Here is a 17,074-nt window from a genome sequence, read left to right on the forward strand (position 1 = left end):
CACCTTCAGGCCATTGCCTAATGGCCGCAATACGATAGTCGTGCTACCTGGCTACCGTCTCGATTGCGGGCAAAATAGAAGCCGGTGGGCAGGCTGGGGGCGGGCCGCCACACCATGCTGCCATCCTGGGCGGTGGTGAGCCGGGCTACTGTCCGGCCCAGTTCATCGGTAATAATTACCGGCTGAAGTCCCGCGCCATTAAACTGGAACCGGACTTCCTCGCTAAAAGGCGCCGGATATGGGGGCCGGGCCAGCAGCTGCCGCTGCTGAGTGGCCAGGACCTGCCGTGTCACCAGCACCGGAACCGTTGCAACGGCAAAAGCCGGTGCTGCGCAATAATTGTCGAGGGCCGTGACGGCCAGCTGGTAGCGGCCGGGAGCTAGCGTGGCAGGCACCTGCCAGTTGAGCTGGGCTTGCCCGCCGCCCAAATCCTGAAGCGTAAGGCCGGGTACCGTGCCGGGCAAGCTGCCGATAAGGGTCAGCGTCTGGCCGGCATCGGGGTCGACGGCCGTGAGCCGGAGCGATAGCAGCTCCCCGGAAATTACGTGAACGGTCTGGCCCAGGAGCTGGCCGCCGGGCGCACTGGCCAGGGCCACGCGGGTGAAGACAGGAGCCTGATTGGTGCCGGCCAGCACGAAGTAGGTCATGTCGCGTGTAATGCTTCCAATTGGCTGCCAGGAGCCATTCAGGCGGCGGTACTCGTCCACGCGCGCGGCCAGGGCGTAGCGGCCTTGTTGCGTAGCGCCGCCCACGGTGACCAGCTCCCCGGTGGCAGTGCTAAGCTGAAAGTGCGGCGCAATAGCGCCCGTAGTGGCCGCGCCACACGCCGCCGCCGCGGAGGGGTTCGCAAGCGGCTGTACCAGCCGGTACACCAGCGAGTCGCCGTCGCTGTCGAATGCTCCGATGCTGTAGTGCTGCTGGGCCTGGGAGCCGGTCAGCAGCATGAGGCGGTCGACGAGGAAGCGGGGCGAGGAATTGACAATGCCGCCGGTATTATTTAATTCTGTTTTGATGAAAATGCTCTGCGTCTGGGAGTTCAATACGTTTACAACCCCCAGGGCCCGGTTTTGGAAGTCGACGCTGAGCGTCCAGCTGGCGGGTGGTAGCTGGACGAGGCCGTCGTAGGTATTAAGCGCGTAATCGACCGGCGTACTGTTGCAATTCGCCGAAACCGTTACCTGGTTGGTGCGCAGCAGGGAGACGGTAAAGCTGCCCGCTGGTGCCGTGCCGCAGCCGTTGCGGCCACAGGTCAGCACCACCGACGGGTCGTCAATCACCGAACCCAGGTCATGAAACAACCGCACCGTGACGTGGTATTGGCTGGGGCTGGTCGCAGTGCCCGCGTACTCATACGTGATGTCGGAGCCCAACGCGTGGGAGGCCGAGGCAACGGAGATGGCGCTTCCCCAGCAAAAGAGGGCAGCAAGAATGCGAAACAGGAAAGATGAGCGCATACGTCAGCTTGAAAGGCGTGAAACCAAAGCGCGGCTGCCGGTAGCGCCGCCGCGCTTAGCGAAGATATTCATAACCAGCCAGAAACCGACGGGTATCGGCGGTTATTTGCCCGCCGCCGGGGCCGGCGTGGCCGAATTGCTGTCCAGAATCTGAAACAGCTCGTTGAGCTTCGGCGTGAGGATGATTTCGGTGCGGCGGTTCATGGCCTTGTTCTGAGGCGTGTCGTTGGCGGCCACGGGCACGTACTGGCTGCGGCCCGAAGCCGTGACGCGCTCCGGTGCCACGCCGGCCGTGGTGAGCAGGCGCGCGATTTCGGTGGCGCGCAGGGCGCTCAGGTCCCAGTTATCGGTCATGCCGGCCGTGCCGCGCAGAATGGGCACGTTGTCGGTGTGGCCTTCCACCACCACGTTCACGTCCTGCTGCTCCTGCAGCACGGTGGCCAGCTTTTTAAGGGCTTCCTGGCCTTTGGGGTCCACTTTGGTCGAGCCCGATTTAAAGAGCAGCTGCTCCGAAAGCGACACGTAGACTTTGCCGTCCTTCAGCTTCACCTGCAGGTCGCTGCTGTTGAAGCTGAGCAGGGCTTTGCTCACGCGGGCTTTCAGGTCGGCCACGGCCTTGTCCTTATCGGCCAGGGCCTGGGTCAGCTCGGTGAGGCGGGCTTCGCGGGTTTTGAGGTCGGCGGCGAGGCGGTCGTTGTCGGCCTTGCTCTTTTGGAGGTTGGTTTCCAGCTCGCCCAGCTCGGCTTCGCGGCGGGCCAGGTCTTTGGCCACCTTGTTGTAGTCCGACGACTTGTTGGCCAGCTCCCGGTCGCTGTTTTTGAGCAGCTTGTCGTAGCTGCTGTTCAGCTCGTTGTAGAGGCTGCGGGTTTTGCGGTAGGCCGCGCCGGTTTCGGCCGAGTCGGTCACGAGGCGCTTTTGGGTGAGGCGCAGCTGGGCCAGCTCGTCGGAGGCTTTTTGCAGCTCGGCGGTGGCGCCGCGGTACTGGCGCTCGGCGGCGGCCTTGCCCTCGGCATCGGCCTTCTGGCGGGCGCTGAGGTCGTCGTATTTCTTGGCCGTTACGCAGCTGTTGAGGGCAGGGGCGGCCAGCAGCGAGAGGGCCAGCAGGGCAGGGGAGAAAGCTTTAACAGAGGTTTTCACAGAAGCAGCAAGGCGCAGGGCCGGGCCTTCGGCGGCCGGACTGCCCGGCCGCGTTGGCGCAGCAAGGTAGCGCCTGGCTCGCATCTGGCCCCGCGCCGGAACTCTGGGCGCGGGTTCCAGCGGCCGCCAGCCACGGCCAACGAAGCCGGGCAGGATGCCGTTTGAGGCTGGTGGCGGCATCGCGTGCGCGCGTCCACCGCGGTGCCTCGGCGCCAGCTTGCTGCCCCAAAGGATTTTGCAGAACAAGGCCGTAGTTATGGCTTATCTTTGACGCCCCGTAATTAGCCGCCGCAAGCCCGAAGCCGGCGGCTTCTCCACCTAAAAATTAAAGCTAATAGCCATCCGCTAACAGCTCACAGCTACTACAATATGGCCTGGTTCAAGCGCGTAGAAAAGGGCATCGTGACCCCTACCGAGCAGAAAAAAGAAACTCCCGACGGGCTCTGGTACAAGTGTCCGGAGTGTAAGACCGTAGCCACCATGGCCGAGCACAAGCGCCTGCTGTACGTGTGCGGCAACTGCGGCCACCACGACCGCATCGACGCCATCGACTATTTCGAGATTCTCTTCGACAAGGGCGCATTCACCGAGCTCGATGCCGACCTCACCTCCGGCGACCCGCTGCACTTCGTGGATACCAAAGCCTACCCGCAGCGCGTGGCGGCCACCGAGCGCAACACCGGCCTGAAGGATGCCGTGCGCACGGCCCACGGCCAGAGCGCCGGCCAGCCGCTGGTGGTGGCAGCCATGGACTTCAAGTTCATCGGCGGCTCGATGGGCTCGGTGGTGGGGGAGAAAATTGCCCGTGCCATCGACTTTGCCCGCCAGCACCGCACGCCGTTTTTGATGATTTCGCGCTCCGGCGGGGCCCGCATGATGGAAGCCGGCTACTCGCTGATGCAGATGGCCAAAACCTCGGCCAAGCTGGCCCTGCTCGCCGAAGCCGGCGTGCCCTACGTGAGCCTGCTGACCGACCCCACCACGGGCGGCGTCACGGCCTCGTTTGCCATGCTGGGCGATTTCAACATCGCCGAGCCCGGCGCGCTCATCGGCTTTGCCGGGCCGCGCGTCATCAAGGAAACCATCGGCAAGGACCTGCCCAAGGGCTTTCAGAGCGCCGAGTTTGTGCTGGAGCACGGCTTTCTCGACTTCATTGTGGACCGCCGCGACTTGAAGCAGAAGCTGGCCGATTTGCTGGGCATGCTCCAGCCTGCCCCGGTGGCTACGGCCGAATCGCAGCCGGCGCGGCGCGCCACAAAAGCGCACTAGAAGCCCCGCTGAGGCTGTTTTTTATTTTCGGCATGCTTCTTGAAAAACCCGCTTCCAACACCGGAGCGGGTTTTTCCCGTATAAGGCCCGAAACAACTTCACTCATTTTTCATTTCCCCATGAACACTTCCAAATCGATTCTTTCTGTCCTGATGGCCTTCGTGCTGCTGTTCAGCTCCTGCGCCACCTCGCAGCAAGCTGCTACCCAGCCCGACGTTTCGAACAACGGCACTGGCGTGCGCAAAACCGGCATGAGCAAAACCACGAAAGGCGGCCTGCTGGGCGCCGGCGGCGGTGCGGTGCTGGGCGGCGTGGTAGGTGGCCTGCTGGGCGGCGGCAAGGGCACGGCCATTGGCGCCATTGTGGGCGCTGCGGCGGGCGGCACCACCGGGGCCATCATCGGCCGGAAGATGGATAAGCAGGCGGCTGACCTGCAGAACGACATGAAAAACGCCAAGGTGGAGCGCGTGGGCGAGGGCATCAAAATCACCTTCGACTCGGGCATCCTGTTCGATACGAACTCGGCCACGCTGCGCCCGGCTTCGGAGTCGGACATCACCAAGATGGCCGCCATTCTGCAGAAATACCCCGATACCAACGTGCTGATTGAAGGCCACACCGACAACAGCGGCAGCGATGCCATCAACCAGCCGCTGTCGGAGCGCCGGGCCCAGGCCGTGGCCAACTCCACCATTGCCAAAGGCGTGGCTTCGAGCCGCATCACTACCCAGGGCTATGGCTCGACCCAGCCCGTGGGCGATAACTCGACCCCCGAAGGCAAGCAGGCCAACCGTCGCGTGGAAATTGCCATCTACGCCAACGAGAAAATGAAGAAAGCTGCCGAGCGGAACGAGCTGTAATTTCAGCCCTTGCCTGTGCACCACGTAGAAAAGGCTGCCCCAACGGGCAGCCTTTTTTGGGCTTCTGAAACGGCCGGAACCGGGAAATGGGAAGGGTTTCGCGCCGGCAGGAACAACCCTGGCGGCGGTGCATTCGTTAAAAACCGCGCATTCTTTCTCCATTCTAATTCCCATTCTAAACTTCCTGAATCATGAAATTTCCCCGGTTGATAGCTGCCTTTCTGTTGATGCTCTTCGTGCTGGCCGGTACGGCCGCGCAGGCCCAGACGCCCAAAAAAGGCTGGAGCAATAAGGCCAAAGGTGCCGCCATTGGCGGCGGCGCGGGTGCCGTGACGGGTGCCGTAATCGGTGGCGGCAAAGGCGCCCTGATTGGCGGTGCGGCCGGCGTGGTAGGCGGTGGCCTGATTGGCCGCAACAAGGACAAGAAAAAAGACCCGGCCCGCTACAATGCCTACCGCAACAAGAAATAAGGCGACCGGTACGAGGCTCACTTAAAGAAGGCTCCGCAGCGTTGCGGGGCCTTTTTTTATGGCTTGTCGGGCCGGCGGGCCGGCTAATTGGGTGGGGGCATGGTTGAATGGCCAGAGTTTGGCAAGGTGGTTGCAAATGGCGTACTTGCCGGCCCATTGAACCCTTTGTAGCTCTACACGGGCCTTTTTTATCCAAACCCTTTTTTAAACATGAAATTTCTTCGTTCGTCCCTCGCATTCCTGTTTGCACTGCTGCTGCTGGGTCACAGCTTTGCGCAGGCCCAAACCACTACCGTTTCGACGGATAAGCCGAAAGGCATGAGCAAAACCCTCAAAGGCGGCATCATTGGCGGCCTGGGCGGCGCGGTAGCCGGCGGCGTGGCCGGCCGGTTGATTGGCGGCAAGTCGGGCACGGCCAAAGGTGCCATCATCGGCGCTGTGGTGGGTGGTGCCGGTGGTGCCCTCATCGGCCGCAAGATGGACAAGCAGGCCGCCGAACTGCGCCGCGACCTGGAAGGCGCTACCGTGGAGCGCGTGGGCGAAGGCATCAAAATCACCTTCGCATCGGGCATCCTGTTCGGCACCAACTCGTCGAGCCTGACCCCGGAAGCTGCCGGCAACATCGACCAGCTGGCCGCCACGCTCAAAAAATATGCTGACACGAACGTGGTAATTGAAGGCCACACCGACAGCTCGGGCTCGGATGCCATCAACCAGCCCCTCTCGGAGCGCCGCGCGCAGGCCGTGTCGAATGAAATCACGGCGCAGGGCGTAGATGCGGCCCGCATCACGGCCAAAGGCTACGGCTCGACCCAGCCCGTGGGCGACAACAGCACCGCCGCTGGCAAAGCTGCCAACCGCCGCGTGGAAGTGGCCATCTTCGCCAACGAGAAGATGCAGAAAGCGGCCAAGAAAGGCCAGCTGTAGGCCGGGCAATTCCGCTTATCGGCGGGATAAGCCAGGAGAAAGCCGGTGGCCCGCGTGGCCACCGGCTTTTTTGTGTCCGGCGGGGCCAAGCGCAACGGTAGCAACCTTGCCTGGCGCTGGGCGGTACAACCGGCCATGCCTGCACCTGCTGCCACTTACGCCTCGCCCGCCGCCGAAAAAGCCTGGGCCGACCACCAGATTCTCGACCACTTCTATGGCCACCTGCCGCCCGAGCCGCGCCGCACGCCCATGCGGGAGCTCATTTCCACCGTCCTCTCGCACCGCACCACCCACGCCGACGAAGAGTTGGCCTACGACCGCATGCTGGAAGCCTTCGGCGACTGGGCCGGCGTGGAGGCGGCGCCTACGCCGGAGCTGGCCCACGCCATCCGGACCACGCGCTGGCCCGATACGCAGGCGCCGCGCATTCAGGAAATCCTGCGCCGCATCCGGGCCGAGACGGGCGGGCCGTTCGACCTGGATTTTCTGGCCGACTGGCCCACGGAAAAAGGAATGGCCTGGCTTACGGATATGCCCGGCATTGGCCTGAAAACGGCTTCGTTGCTGTTGCTGTTCAACTATCACAAGCCCGTGCTGCCCGTCGATACGCACGTGCACCGGGTGGCGCAGCGGGTGGGTTTCCTGGGGCCGAAGGTGTCGGTGGAGAAGGCCCACGCCGTGCTGCTGGCCCTGCTGCCGGCCGATGCCGAAACGCTGTTCAACTTCCACAAGCACAACTACTGGCACGGGCAGCAGATTTGCTTTTTCCTGAAGCCCAACTGCGCCCGCTGCCCGCTGAAGGGCTTTTGCAGTTACTACCAGGAGCATTTCGGGCCGGCTACGGCCGAGGCGCTGGCCGCCACGCCCGATAAGTGGGATGCCGCCGCCTGGGGCAAGCTGCCGCATTAGCTTTGCAGCGCGGACTTTTAGTCCGCGAGTTGAAAACTATTCAGACGTGCGCTAGGTAGCTCACGGTTGAAAGTCAGTTCACGCACGGACTAAAAGTCCGCGCTACCGCCATGCGCCTCGTCAAGCACCCCGTCCTCTGCAATTACTACGTCACGTACCGCTGCAATGCGAAGTGCGCGTTTTGCGACATCTGGGAGAAACCCTCGCCCTACATCACGCTGGCGGACGTAACGCAGAACCTGCGCGACCTCAAGCGGCTGGGCGTGTCGGTGATTGACTTCACCGGCGGCGAGCCGCTGCTGCACCGGCAGCTGCCCGAGTTTCTGGGGCTGGCGCGGGAAATGGGCTTCATCACCACCGTCACCACCAACGGCCTGCTCTACCCCAAAAACGCCGAAAAGCTGCGCGGCAAAGTCGATATGCTGCACTTCTCCCTCGACTCGGCCGACCGCGACACGCACGACCTGGGCCGAGGCGTGGCCTGCTACGATTTTGTGCTCGAAAGCATCCGCGTAGCCAAAGAATTAGGGGAGCGGCCGGACATTCTCTTCACCGTGTTCCGCAAAAACCTGGCGGACCTGGAGGCCGTGTACCGCGACATTACCCAACCCAACGGCCTCGTCCTCATCCTCAACCCCGCCTTCGAGTACGGCGATGTGGAAACCGGCGAGCAGCTCACGCCCGAGGAGCTGGACTACCTCTCGGCCTTTGGCCGGCGCAAGGGTGTGTACCTCAACGAAGCCTTTATCCAGCTGCGGCGCGATGGCGGCAATCACGTAGCCGCGCCGGTGTGCCGGGCAGCCAGCACCACGCTCGTCATCTCGCCCTCGAACGAGCTGGTGCTGCCCTGCTACCACCTCGGCGAGCAGAAATTCCCCATCGACGGCCAGCTGTTCGACCTCTACAACGCGCCCGAAACCCAGCGCCTGGCCGCCCTCGAAGGCCGCCTGCCGCAGTGCGAGGGCTGCACCATCAACTGCTACATGCAGCCCAGCTTCGCCGTCGAAACCAGCAAGTATTTCTGGCAGGCGCTGCCCAGCACGCTTAAGTATAACTGGGAAAAAGGCACCTGGAAGCGGCTGATTGGGGCCTAACCCACGGGCGGCGTGGTGCTCAGGCCGGGCACGGCCAGCTGCGCCAGCGCTCGGGTGATGTCGGCGGGGCGCTGGGTGCCCAGCAGCAGGCGGGTGCCGTTGCGCAGCACCAGCTGCAGGCCCTGGTCGCCGGAGATATTGAGGGCGCGGTTGGCCCGTCGTCCTTTCAGGCCCCAGCCGCCGTACTCGCCCAAGGGGTCGTAGGAGCGCACGTAGGCCTCGGCTATTTCGGCCCAGGGGCGGAGCTGCCAGCGCCATTGCAGCGGAAAAAGGCGGTAGCGCACTCCAGTGTCATCCAGGCGGGTTTCGAGGCGAAGCGTGAGCAGCAAGGCGATGCCGAGGGCCACCGCCACGCCAGCCACAAGGGCGGCCCAGTCGGCGCGGAAGGGTTTGGCCGGCACCAGCCAGACCATCGTACTCACCACCATGACCGGTGCCAGCAGCAGCGGCCACCAGCGGCGGATGAAAACCTGACGTTCCTGAAACAGCATGAGTCGATAAAAAACCGTCGAACAATAAACAGCCGCATATTTACGGCCGAACCAACCCGTGTATCGCCATGCCTGCCCTCGTATTACCCGTCCACGGCATTTTTCCGCAAATTCCGGCCGACTGCTTCGTGGCCGATAATGCCACCATCATCGGCGACGTGGTGCTGGGCCGGGGCTGCACCGTCTGGTTCACGGCCGTGATTCGCGGCGACGTGCATCGCATCCGCATCGGCGACGAAACCAATATCCAGGACGGGGCCGTGCTGCACTGCACCTACCAGAAGGCCCCGCTCAGCATCGGCAGCCGCGTCAGCATCGGGCACCGGGCGCTGGTGCACGGCTGCACCGTCGAGGACGACGTGCTCATCGGCATGGGGGCCATTGTGATGGACCACGCCGTGGTGGGCACCGGCTGCATCATCGCGGCCGGGGCCGTGGTGCTGGAGAATTTCGTGTGTGAGCCCGGCTTTCTCTACGCCGGCGTGCCGGCCAAAAAAATCAAGCCCGTGACGGAAGCCCAGCGCGAGGGCCTGCGCCGCACCGCCGCCAACTACCAGACCTACGCCAGCTGGCTGAAGTAGGACAGCAAGGGGCCATGCTGCCTGGTTCTGAATTGGAATGGGCCCTAAATAAGCGTTTCCGCCGGGCTCTGATTCAGAACCGGGCGGAAACGCTTGTTTAGGGCCAACGCTGGTTTTCTACACCTCGTCGCTCAGCTCGCCGCGCGGGGCTTCGCGCTCGGTGGGCGTGGTCACGCGGAGCTGCACCAGCTCCACGGCGCGGCGCGAGCGCTGCAGCACCCGGAACTCGTAGGGGTCGAGCACGGCCACGTCGCCCACCTCCGGAATGCTGCCGTAGATGACGTTGAGCAGGCCGCCCACGGTTTCGTAGTCCTCGCCCTCGGGCAGGGGGAAGGGCAGGTATTCGTTGGCGTCGGAAATGGGCGTGGCGGGGTTCACGCGGTATTCGTCCTCGGCCACTTTCTCCACCACGGGCACCTCGTTGTCGTACTCGTCCTGGATTTCGCCCACCAGCTCCTCCATGATGTCCTCGATGGTGACGATGCCCGACACGCCGCCAAACTCGTCGCTCACAATGGCCATCACAATGTGCTTGCGCTGAAACTGGCGCAGCAGGCGGTTGATTTTCTTGGTTTCGGGCACGAAGTAGGGCGGGCGCATGATGCGGGCCAGCTCCACGGTTTCGCCGCGCCGGATGATGGGCAGCAGGTCCTTCACGTTGAGCACGCCCACGATGTTGTCGATGTTGCCCTCGTACACCGGCATGCGCGAGAAGCCCTCGGCAAACACCATGTCCAGAATCTGCTCGGCGGGCGCATTCACGTCCAGGGCCGAGAGCTTGGTGCGGGGCACCATAATCTGCTTCACCATGCGGTCGTTGAACTGGAACACGTTCTCAATCAGCTCGTGCTCCGAGTCCTGAATCTCACCGCTTTCCTTGCTCTGGTCGATGAGCAGGCGCAGCTCGTCCGAGGTGTGGGCCTCCGTGCCGTGCACGTTCTGAATGCCCACCGCGCCCAGCATCAGGTTGCTGGCCTTGGAGAGAAACCACGTCAGGGGCCGGGTGATGTAGTAGAAGCCGCGCAGCGGCAGCACCAGCGCCAGGCTCACCGCCTCGGGCCGCTGAATGGCCAGCGCCTTCGGAAACAGCTCGCCGAACAAAACGTGCAGGAACGTGAGCACAATCAGGCCCAGCGCAATGGCAATGCTGTGCGCCGTGACCGGCGAAATGCTCAGCCCCAGCTTCGGCAGCACCCCCAGAAAAAACTCGGTGAATAGCTCTTCGCCCACCGCACCCAGCAGCAGCGAGGCAATGGTGACGCCCAGCTGCGTAGCCGAGAGGTAGTCGTAGAGCTTGCGCAGCACACCCAGCGCCTGGCCGGCCAGGCGGCTGCCCTCTTTGGCTTTTATCTCCAGCTGCGAGAACCGCACGCGAATCAGCGAGAATTCGGCGGCCACGAAAAATCCGTTTACCAGAACAAGTAAAACGGTCAGTAGTAATTGTAAACCCATGTCGGCGGCCCCCGCGACGCGGTCGGTCTGGGGGCCATTGTTGCCCAAAAGTACGCAGTTTGCCGCACGTGGTTGGTACGAATGTGCAATCAACTCACCAGTTTATCATCGAAGGGGGTTTATTTTGTGGGCCTGAGTGCTTGTAAGGAACCGCCCATAACAGCGACTAGTTGGCTGCTAAAATGGGAGTAGCCATAACGAGAACGGCGTTCCGGCTGTTAGCGAAACCCGGGCGAAGCCCTGCTAAATGCGTCATTAAATAGTGTGATGAAGAATTTTCGGATACTTAATATGCTGATGTTGTGGCTGGGCCTCGCGGGCTCGGCCGCCGCCCAGATTCTCGTGCCCACGCACCTGAGCACCGCCCTCAGCAAGCCCACGGCCAAAGTGGGCGAGGAAGTGGAGCTCATTATCAATGCCCGCATCGACGACAAGTGGCACCTCTACTCCTCCGATTTCAGCGAGGACGTGGGGCCGGTGGTGTTCACCATGAAGTTTAAGCCCAGCCCGGCCTACGCGCTGGTGGGCAAGCTGCAGTCCATCAAGGCCCACCACGAGCATGACGACGTATTCAATGGCGACGTGGCCTTTTGGGAAAAAACCGGCGAGCTGCGCCAGAAAATCAAAGTATTGCAGCCCGGCCCGCTCACCATCTCGGGCGAGGCCGACTACCAGACCTGCACCGACGTGGACGGCCGCTGCGTGCCCGGCAACGAAACCCTGAAATTCGGTCCGCTCACCGTGGCCGGGGCCGCCGCTCCCGCCAAAGCCACCGGGGCCGTGCCGCCCGCCGCTGCCAGCGCGCCCGAAAAAGCTGTTGCCAGCGTGCCCGCTGCCGCCGCGCCGCCTGCCGCCACCGCTGTCTCTCCCGCAACCGTCGCCCCCGATTCACCGGCCACCGCCGCCGCTCCTGCCCAGACCTTGGCTGAGCCCGGGGAAGCCACCGCTGCCAGCAGCGCTGCCGGTGCTAGCGCCGCTGGTGCTACTGTTGCCGCCGCCGCCACAAATGCCACCACTACTACCGAGGGCAATATGTGGCTGTTTGCCTTCGGCGCGTTTCTGGCCGGGCTGGGGGCGCTGCTGACGCCCTGCGTGTTTCCGCTGATTCCGATGACGGTTTCCTTCTTCACCAGCGGCTCCGATAGCCGGCAGCGCGGCATCCTCAAAGCTGTGGTGTACGGGCTTTCCATCATCTTCGTGTACGTGGTGCTGGGCATGATAGTGAGCATCATTCTGGGCCCCGATGCGCTCAATTTCATGGCCACGCACTGGCTGCCCAACCTGATTTTCTTCGCGGTTTTCATCACGTTCGGCCTGTCCTTTCTGGGGTTGTTCGAAATCACGCTGCCCAGCGGCATCGTGAATAAAATCGATGCCCAGGCCGACAAAGGCGGCTGGGGTGGCGTGTTCTTCATGGCCCTGACCTTGGTGCTGGTGTCGTTTTCCTGCACGGGGCCCATCGTCACCAGCCTGCTCACCATGGCGTCGCAGGGGCAGCGCCTCACGCCCGTAATCGGCATGTTGGGTTTCTCGCTGGCGTTTGCGCTGCCCTTCACGCTGTTTGCCATTTTCCCGGCCTGGCTGAAAAGCCTGCCCCGCTCAGGCGGCTGGCTGAACACCGTGAAAGTGGTGATGGGCTTCGTGGAGCTGGGCCTGGCCCTCAAGTTCCTGAGCATGGCCGACCTGGCCTACCACTGGCACATTCTGCCCCGCGACCTCTACCTCGTGCTCTGGATTGTGCTGGCCGGCCTGCTGGGCCTCTACCTGTTGGGCAAATACCGGCTCAGCCACGACTCCGCGCTCGACCACCTCAGCGTCGGCCGTCTGCTGATGGCCGTGCTGTCGTTTAGCTTTATGGTGTACTTGGTGCCGGGCCTGTTCGGGGCCCCGCTGCCCCTGCTGGCCGGCTACCTCCCGCCCCAGAGCAAGCACGATTTCTCGGTAGCAACCGCTGAAAATGGTAATAGCGCCGCCGTGGCCACGACCAGGCCGGGCGGAGCTGCGCACGAAACTCCACGTTTTGGCGATTTCCTCGAACTGCCCCACAACCTCGACGGCTACTTCGACCTGGAGCAGGCCAGGCGCGTGGCCCGGCAGCAGCACAAGCCCCTTTTTGTCGATTTCACCGGCCATGCCTGCGTGAACTGCCGCAAGATGGAAGCCACTGTATGGGCCGACCCGCAGGTGCTGGAAAAGCTGCGCAACGATTACGTGGTAGTAGCCCTCTACGTAGACGACAAAACGGAACTGCCCGAAAATGAGTGGTACACCTCGAAGCGCGACCAGCAGGTGAAAAAAACCTTGGGCAAGCAGAATGCTGATTTACAGCTCAGTAATTTCCAGGGCAACGCCCAGCCGCTCTACGCCCTGCTGGACCCCGATGCCCCCGCCGACCGTGCCCACGCCCTGATGCCGCCCATTGCCTACGAGCCCGATGTAGCGCAGTTTGATGCTTTTTTACAGGCTGGATTGAAACAATTTCAGAATCGACACAATCCCGTAGCCGTGCGCTAGGTAACTTGCTGGCCGGTTGCTGAATGAGCGTAGTGAGTGATTTCCCCAAACGATTGAAAGCACGAAGAGGCGACCCCCACCCAGAGGTCGCCTCTTACCAGTGTGAGGCGCGCACCCACCCAGATGCGCTGCCTCGTTTTCCCCTCTTCTCCTCCGTATCCAACCACGACCGTAGAGAAAGGAAGTATCCTTTCATGAAGAAGTTAGGGAACGACAAGACCGAAAGGTTCGGTGGTTGTCATCCGCTAGGTTCCTGCTACGTTAGTGCCGTGGTCTTCTGCCTTGGATTATGACAAATGTAATATGACAAGTTAGTCGATGCAAATAATTCCCTCGTTTAACTTAAAATTTACAATAAATTTAATTTCTGCACCTTAATTTAACATTCTCTTTAACTTCTTTCGGCAAAAAATGGCTAGAAATTACGAACTTGATGACACCGACCGGAACATTCTGAACCTGCTCATTCAGGATGCGAAAATGCCGTACACCGAAATTGCCCGCAAGGTCAACGTTTCAGGGGGCACGGTACACGTCCGCATGGCCCGGCTTGAGGAGCTGGGAATCGTGCAGGGTGCTACATTGCGCATTGACTATCAGAAGCTTGGGTATGGGGTAAGTGCCTTCCTAGGCATCTACCTGCTGAAAAGCTCGGTTTACACCAGTGTGGTGACGCAACTGCGCGAAATTCCGGAGGTAGTGAGTATTCACTTCACCACCGGCGCCTATGGCGTTTTTGCCCGTTTGGTGTGCCGCGACACCCAGCACCTGCGCGACGTGCTGCACGACCGGATTCAGCCCATCGATGGCATCGAGCGCACCGAAACCCTTATTTCACTGGAAGAAGTAGTAAACCGGCCCACGCAGCTCACGTAGCTGCACCGGCTGAAGAGGGCCCATTACGCGGGCACCGGAAAAGACGTTTTGCTCAGCCAGAAGAAGCTTCTGTCCGAATGGGCTGCTTCCTCTGACCGGGTAAAACGTCTTTTTGTGTTGGAGGCGGGCAGTGAGGCGGTTCGGCCGGGCTACTGATGGGCCGCCCGTATTGCCGTAATTTTGCCCCGTGCCCACAACTCCCGCCCCGCCCGCCACGCTGCTCATCCAGACCGCTTTCATTGGCGACGTAATTCTGATGACGGCGCTGCTCGAATACCTGCACCAGACCGAGCCCGCCACGCCCGTGGATGTGCTGGTGCGGCGCGGCAACGAAGGCCTGCTGGCCGGCCATCCGCACGTGCGCAAGGTGCTGATTTGGGACAAGAAGCACCGCAAATACGCTGCCCTGTGGGACTTGCTGGGCCAGATTCGGGCCGCGGGCTATGGCCGGGTGGTCACCTTGCAGCGCTTTGCCAGCACGGGCTTCCTCACGGCTTTCTCGAAGGCAAAAGAGCGTATCGGCTTCGCCAAAAACCCGCTCAGCCGGTTTTTTACGCGCCGCGTGGCGCACCACATCGGCGATGGCACCCACGAGGTAACGCGCAACCTGCGCCTGCTCACCGATGCCGTACCCACGCCACTGCTGCCGCCCAGGCTCTACCCTTCGGCGGCCGATGAAGCGGCGGTAGCTGCCTACGCCGGGCGTGGCCCTTATGTATGCATGGCGCCCACGTCGGTGTGGTTCACCAAGCAGTATCCGGAAGCCAAGTGGCTGGAGCTGCTGGCCGCATTGCCCCAAAACGTGGCGGTGTACCTGCTGGGCGGCCCGCCCGATGTAGCCGCCTGCGAGCGACTGGCGGCCGCCAGCGGCCGGGAGAATGTGGTGAGCATTGCCGGGAAAATCGGCCTGCTGGCCTCGGCCGCCCTCATGCACGGCGCGGCGATGAACTACGTGAACGACTCGGCCCCCATGCACCTGTGCTCGGCCGTGGGCGCACCCGTTACGGCTGTTTTTTGCAGCACGGTGCCCGCGTTCGGGTTCGGGCCGCTGGCCCCGGTTTCGTTCGTGGTCGAAACCAAAGAGGCCCTCGATTGCCGGCCGTGCGGGCTGCACGGGCACGGTGCCTGCCCGCTGGGGCACTTTCGCTGCGCTTACGGCATTGAGGTGAGGCAACTACTCGCCACGCTGCCGGTTGATGTAGCGCGGACTTTGTAGTCCGCGTCCCGCGTCCTCTGTCCCGCCCCATTTAAAATAACAACGTTCTGAGACGCGGACTACAACGTCCGCGCTACGGTACCTTTGTACACTTATGCTCGATTATCACATTCACGAATATCCCAATGGTATCCGCCTCTTACACAAGCAGGTACTGCACACTAAAATAGCGCATTGCGGCTTTTTGCTCGACATTGGCTCGCGCGATGAGGCGCCGCACCAGCAGGGGCTGGCGCACTTCTGGGAGCACATGGCCTTCAAGGGCACCGAGAAGCGCAAGTCGTTCCACATCCTGAACCGCCTCGAAACCGTGGGCGGCGAGCTGAACGCCTACACGACCAAGGAAAAAATCTGCTTCTACGCCTCGCTGCTCAGCACCCACTTCGAGCGGGCGTTTGAGCTGCTGACCGATTTGACGTTCAACTCTGTGTTTCCCGGCCGCGAGGTGGAAAAGGAGCGGGGCGTGATTCTGGAGGAAATGAGCATGTACCAGGATGCGCCGGAAGATGCCATTATTGATGATTTCGATACGGTCGTGTTCGGCGAGCACCCGCTGGGCGTGAACATTCTGGGCACCCGCGAAAGCGTGAGCCGCTTCCAGACGGCCGATTTTCATGCCTTCCTGCAGGAGCAGATGCGAACCGACCGGCTGGTATTCAGCTCGGTGAGCAACCTGCCGTTTGAGGCCGTGAAAAAGCTGGCCGATAAATTTCTGGCGCCGCTGCCCGCCCGGCTGGGCCCGCGCACGCGTCGCCCGGTGGGCGCATACCAGCGCAAAACCCAGGTCGAAACCCGGCCCATTACCCAGGCGCACTGCCTGGTGGGCGGCCCGGCCTACTCGCTGAACGACGCGCGCCGCATCCCGTTTTTCATGCTGAACAACATCCTCGGCGGGCCCGGCATGAACTCGCGCCTCAACCTGGCGGTGCGGGAGAAATACGGCCTGGTCTATACCATCGACAGCACCTACTCGCCCTACACGGATACCGGCCTGTTCGGCATTTACTTCGGCACCGAGGGCCGGCAGCTCAACCGCACGGTGGGCCTCGTGCAAAAGGAATTGAAGCTGTTGCGCGAAAAGGAGCTGACCACCAATCAGCTGCACATTGCCAAGCACCAGCTCATGGGCCAGCTGGCGATGAGTGAGGAGAGCAACGGCGGCATGATGCAGCTGCTCGGCAAAAGCACGCTGGACCTGGGCCGCGTGGAGCCGCTGAGCGAGATTTTCGGGAAAATCGAACGGATTTCGGCAACGGAACTGCGCGACATGGCCAACGAGGTGCTGACCGAAGAGCACCTGAGCGTGCTGCAGTACGTGCCCGAAGGGAAATAATGGGCCAGCCGGTTTTTGGCCACGTCGGCACTTACCGGCCGGGCGACACCTTTCGGAATCGTATCGACCTGGCGCTGAGTGGCGTGCATCGGCCGCGCCGGGCCGGCGTGTGCGGCACGCAGCAGCTCGGGGCCGAAAGCATCGTGCTGGCGGGCCAGTACGAGGACGACGAGTTTGGCGAAGAAGAAATCCGCTACTCTGGCAACGGCGGGCGCGACCCCAAAACCGGCCGGCAATCGACCGACCAGGTGGCCTCGGGTACCAATCTGGCACTGCTGAAAAGCGTGGAAGCCAGCCGCCCGGTGCGGGTGCTGCGCAAAGTGCCCGCCGAGGACGGTGGCCCGGATGTGTACCGCTACGAGGGGCTATATCAAGTGGTAGCGTCGTCTTACGGGCCAGGAAAGTCGGGATTTAACGTGTACGTTTTTCGACTGCGGCCACGGTAGGGCGAACTTTGTAGCGCGCCCCCGGCAGCAACAGCCTTGCGGGGC

General features: G+C 62.4%; 16 protein-coding genes. 12 read left to right on the plus strand and 4 right to left on the minus strand.

Annotation, left to right across the window (positions count from 1 at the left end; translation table 11 throughout):
* Positions 1–17 precede the first annotated feature (17 nt).
* Complete coding sequence (locus ACYVHT_RS16130; protein ID WP_460554013.1) at positions 18–1,454, minus strand: hypothetical protein; 1,437 nt, start codon at positions 1,452–1,454, stop codon at positions 18–20.
* A 102-nt stretch (positions 1,455–1,556) separates the two neighbouring features.
* The gene (locus ACYVHT_RS16135; RefSeq protein WP_460554016.1) at positions 1,557–2,591 is read right to left on the minus strand and encodes an OmpA/MotB family protein; all 1,035 of its coding nucleotides are present in this window, start codon (positions 2,589–2,591) and stop codon (positions 1,557–1,559) included.
* A gap of 369 nt (positions 2,592–2,960) precedes the next feature.
* Between ACYVHT_RS16135 and accD the strand changes: the two genes are divergently transcribed.
* The 6 genes from accD to ACYVHT_RS16165 all read left to right on the plus strand — a co-directional run bounded on the left by accD (position 2,961) and on the right by ACYVHT_RS16165 (position 8,120).
* Positions 2,961–3,860 (plus strand): acetyl-CoA carboxylase carboxyltransferase subunit beta, encoded by a 900-nt coding sequence (gene accD, locus ACYVHT_RS16140; protein ID WP_460554019.1) that lies wholly within the window; start codon positions 2,961–2,963, stop codon positions 3,858–3,860.
* Positions 3,861–3,979: 119 nt separating this feature from the next.
* Positions 3,980–4,720 (plus strand): OmpA family protein, encoded by a 741-nt coding sequence (locus ACYVHT_RS16145; RefSeq protein ID WP_460554022.1) that lies wholly within the window; start codon positions 3,980–3,982, stop codon positions 4,718–4,720.
* Positions 4,721–4,911: 191 nt separating this feature from the next.
* Positions 4,912–5,190, plus strand: coding sequence for a YMGG-like glycine zipper-containing protein (locus ACYVHT_RS16150; protein WP_460554025.1), 279 nt, complete (start codon positions 4,912–4,914; stop codon positions 5,188–5,190).
* 210 nt (positions 5,191–5,400) lie between these two features.
* On the plus strand, positions 5,401–6,117 hold the full coding sequence (locus ACYVHT_RS16155; protein ID WP_460554027.1) for an OmpA family protein: 717 nt from the start codon (positions 5,401–5,403) through the stop codon (positions 6,115–6,117).
* A 135-nt stretch (positions 6,118–6,252) separates the two neighbouring features.
* Positions 6,253–7,026 carry an endonuclease III domain-containing protein gene (locus ACYVHT_RS16160; protein ID WP_460554030.1) on the plus strand — a complete coding sequence of 258 codons (774 nt, stop codon included), beginning with the start codon at positions 6,253–6,255 and terminating at the stop codon, positions 7,024–7,026.
* 110 nt (positions 7,027–7,136) lie between these two features.
* On the plus strand, positions 7,137–8,120 hold the full coding sequence (locus ACYVHT_RS16165) for a radical SAM protein (protein ID WP_460554033.1): 984 nt from the start codon (positions 7,137–7,139) through the stop codon (positions 8,118–8,120).
* Here the strand turns inward: ACYVHT_RS16165 and ACYVHT_RS16170 are convergent.
* On the minus strand, positions 8,117–8,611 hold the full coding sequence (locus tag ACYVHT_RS16170) for a hypothetical protein (protein WP_460554036.1): 495 nt from the start codon (positions 8,609–8,611) through the stop codon (positions 8,117–8,119). The genes ACYVHT_RS16165 and ACYVHT_RS16170 overlap by 4 nt on opposite strands.
* Before the next feature lie 68 nt (positions 8,612–8,679).
* Here ACYVHT_RS16170 and ACYVHT_RS16175 point away from each other — a divergent pair, with 68 nt between their 5' ends.
* A complete protein-coding gene (locus tag ACYVHT_RS16175) occupies positions 8,680–9,192 on the plus strand; it encodes a gamma carbonic anhydrase family protein (protein ID WP_460554039.1) in 513 nt (170 codons plus the stop codon).
* Between the two features lie 117 nt (positions 9,193–9,309).
* On the opposite strand, the gene ACYVHT_RS16180 is transcribed toward ACYVHT_RS16175, so the two are convergent.
* Positions 9,310–10,692, minus strand: coding sequence for a hemolysin family protein (locus ACYVHT_RS16180; RefSeq protein ID WP_460554042.1), 1,383 nt, complete (start codon positions 10,690–10,692; stop codon positions 9,310–9,312).
* 243 nt (positions 10,693–10,935) lie between these two features.
* On the opposite strand from ACYVHT_RS16180, the gene ACYVHT_RS16185 reads away from it, so the two are divergent.
* From ACYVHT_RS16185 to ACYVHT_RS16205, 5 genes are all read left to right on the plus strand, one after another.
* Positions 10,936–13,158 carry a protein-disulfide reductase DsbD family protein gene (locus ACYVHT_RS16185; protein ID WP_460554045.1) on the plus strand — a complete coding sequence of 741 codons (2,223 nt, stop codon included), beginning with the start codon at positions 10,936–10,938 and terminating at the stop codon, positions 13,156–13,158.
* 411 nt (positions 13,159–13,569) lie between these two features.
* Complete coding sequence (locus ACYVHT_RS16190) at positions 13,570–14,034, plus strand: Lrp/AsnC ligand binding domain-containing protein (protein WP_208177058.1); 465 nt, start codon at positions 13,570–13,572, stop codon at positions 14,032–14,034.
* Positions 14,035–14,221: 187 nt separating this feature from the next.
* Complete coding sequence (locus tag ACYVHT_RS16195; RefSeq protein WP_460554048.1) at positions 14,222–15,250, plus strand: glycosyltransferase family 9 protein; 1,029 nt, start codon at positions 14,222–14,224, stop codon at positions 15,248–15,250.
* A gap of 94 nt (positions 15,251–15,344) precedes the next feature.
* A complete protein-coding gene (locus tag ACYVHT_RS16200; RefSeq protein WP_460554051.1) occupies positions 15,345–16,583 on the plus strand; it encodes a M16 family metallopeptidase in 1,239 nt (412 codons plus the stop codon).
* Positions 16,583–17,029, plus strand: a complete 447-nt coding sequence (locus ACYVHT_RS16205) for a YDG/SRA domain-containing protein (RefSeq protein ID WP_460554054.1) — start codon at positions 16,583–16,585, stop codon at positions 17,027–17,029. Before ACYVHT_RS16200 ends, ACYVHT_RS16205 begins: the two co-directional genes overlap by 1 nt.
* The last annotated feature ends 45 nt before the right edge of the window (positions 17,030–17,074 follow it).

Source organism: Hymenobacter daeguensis (assembly GCF_054780555.1).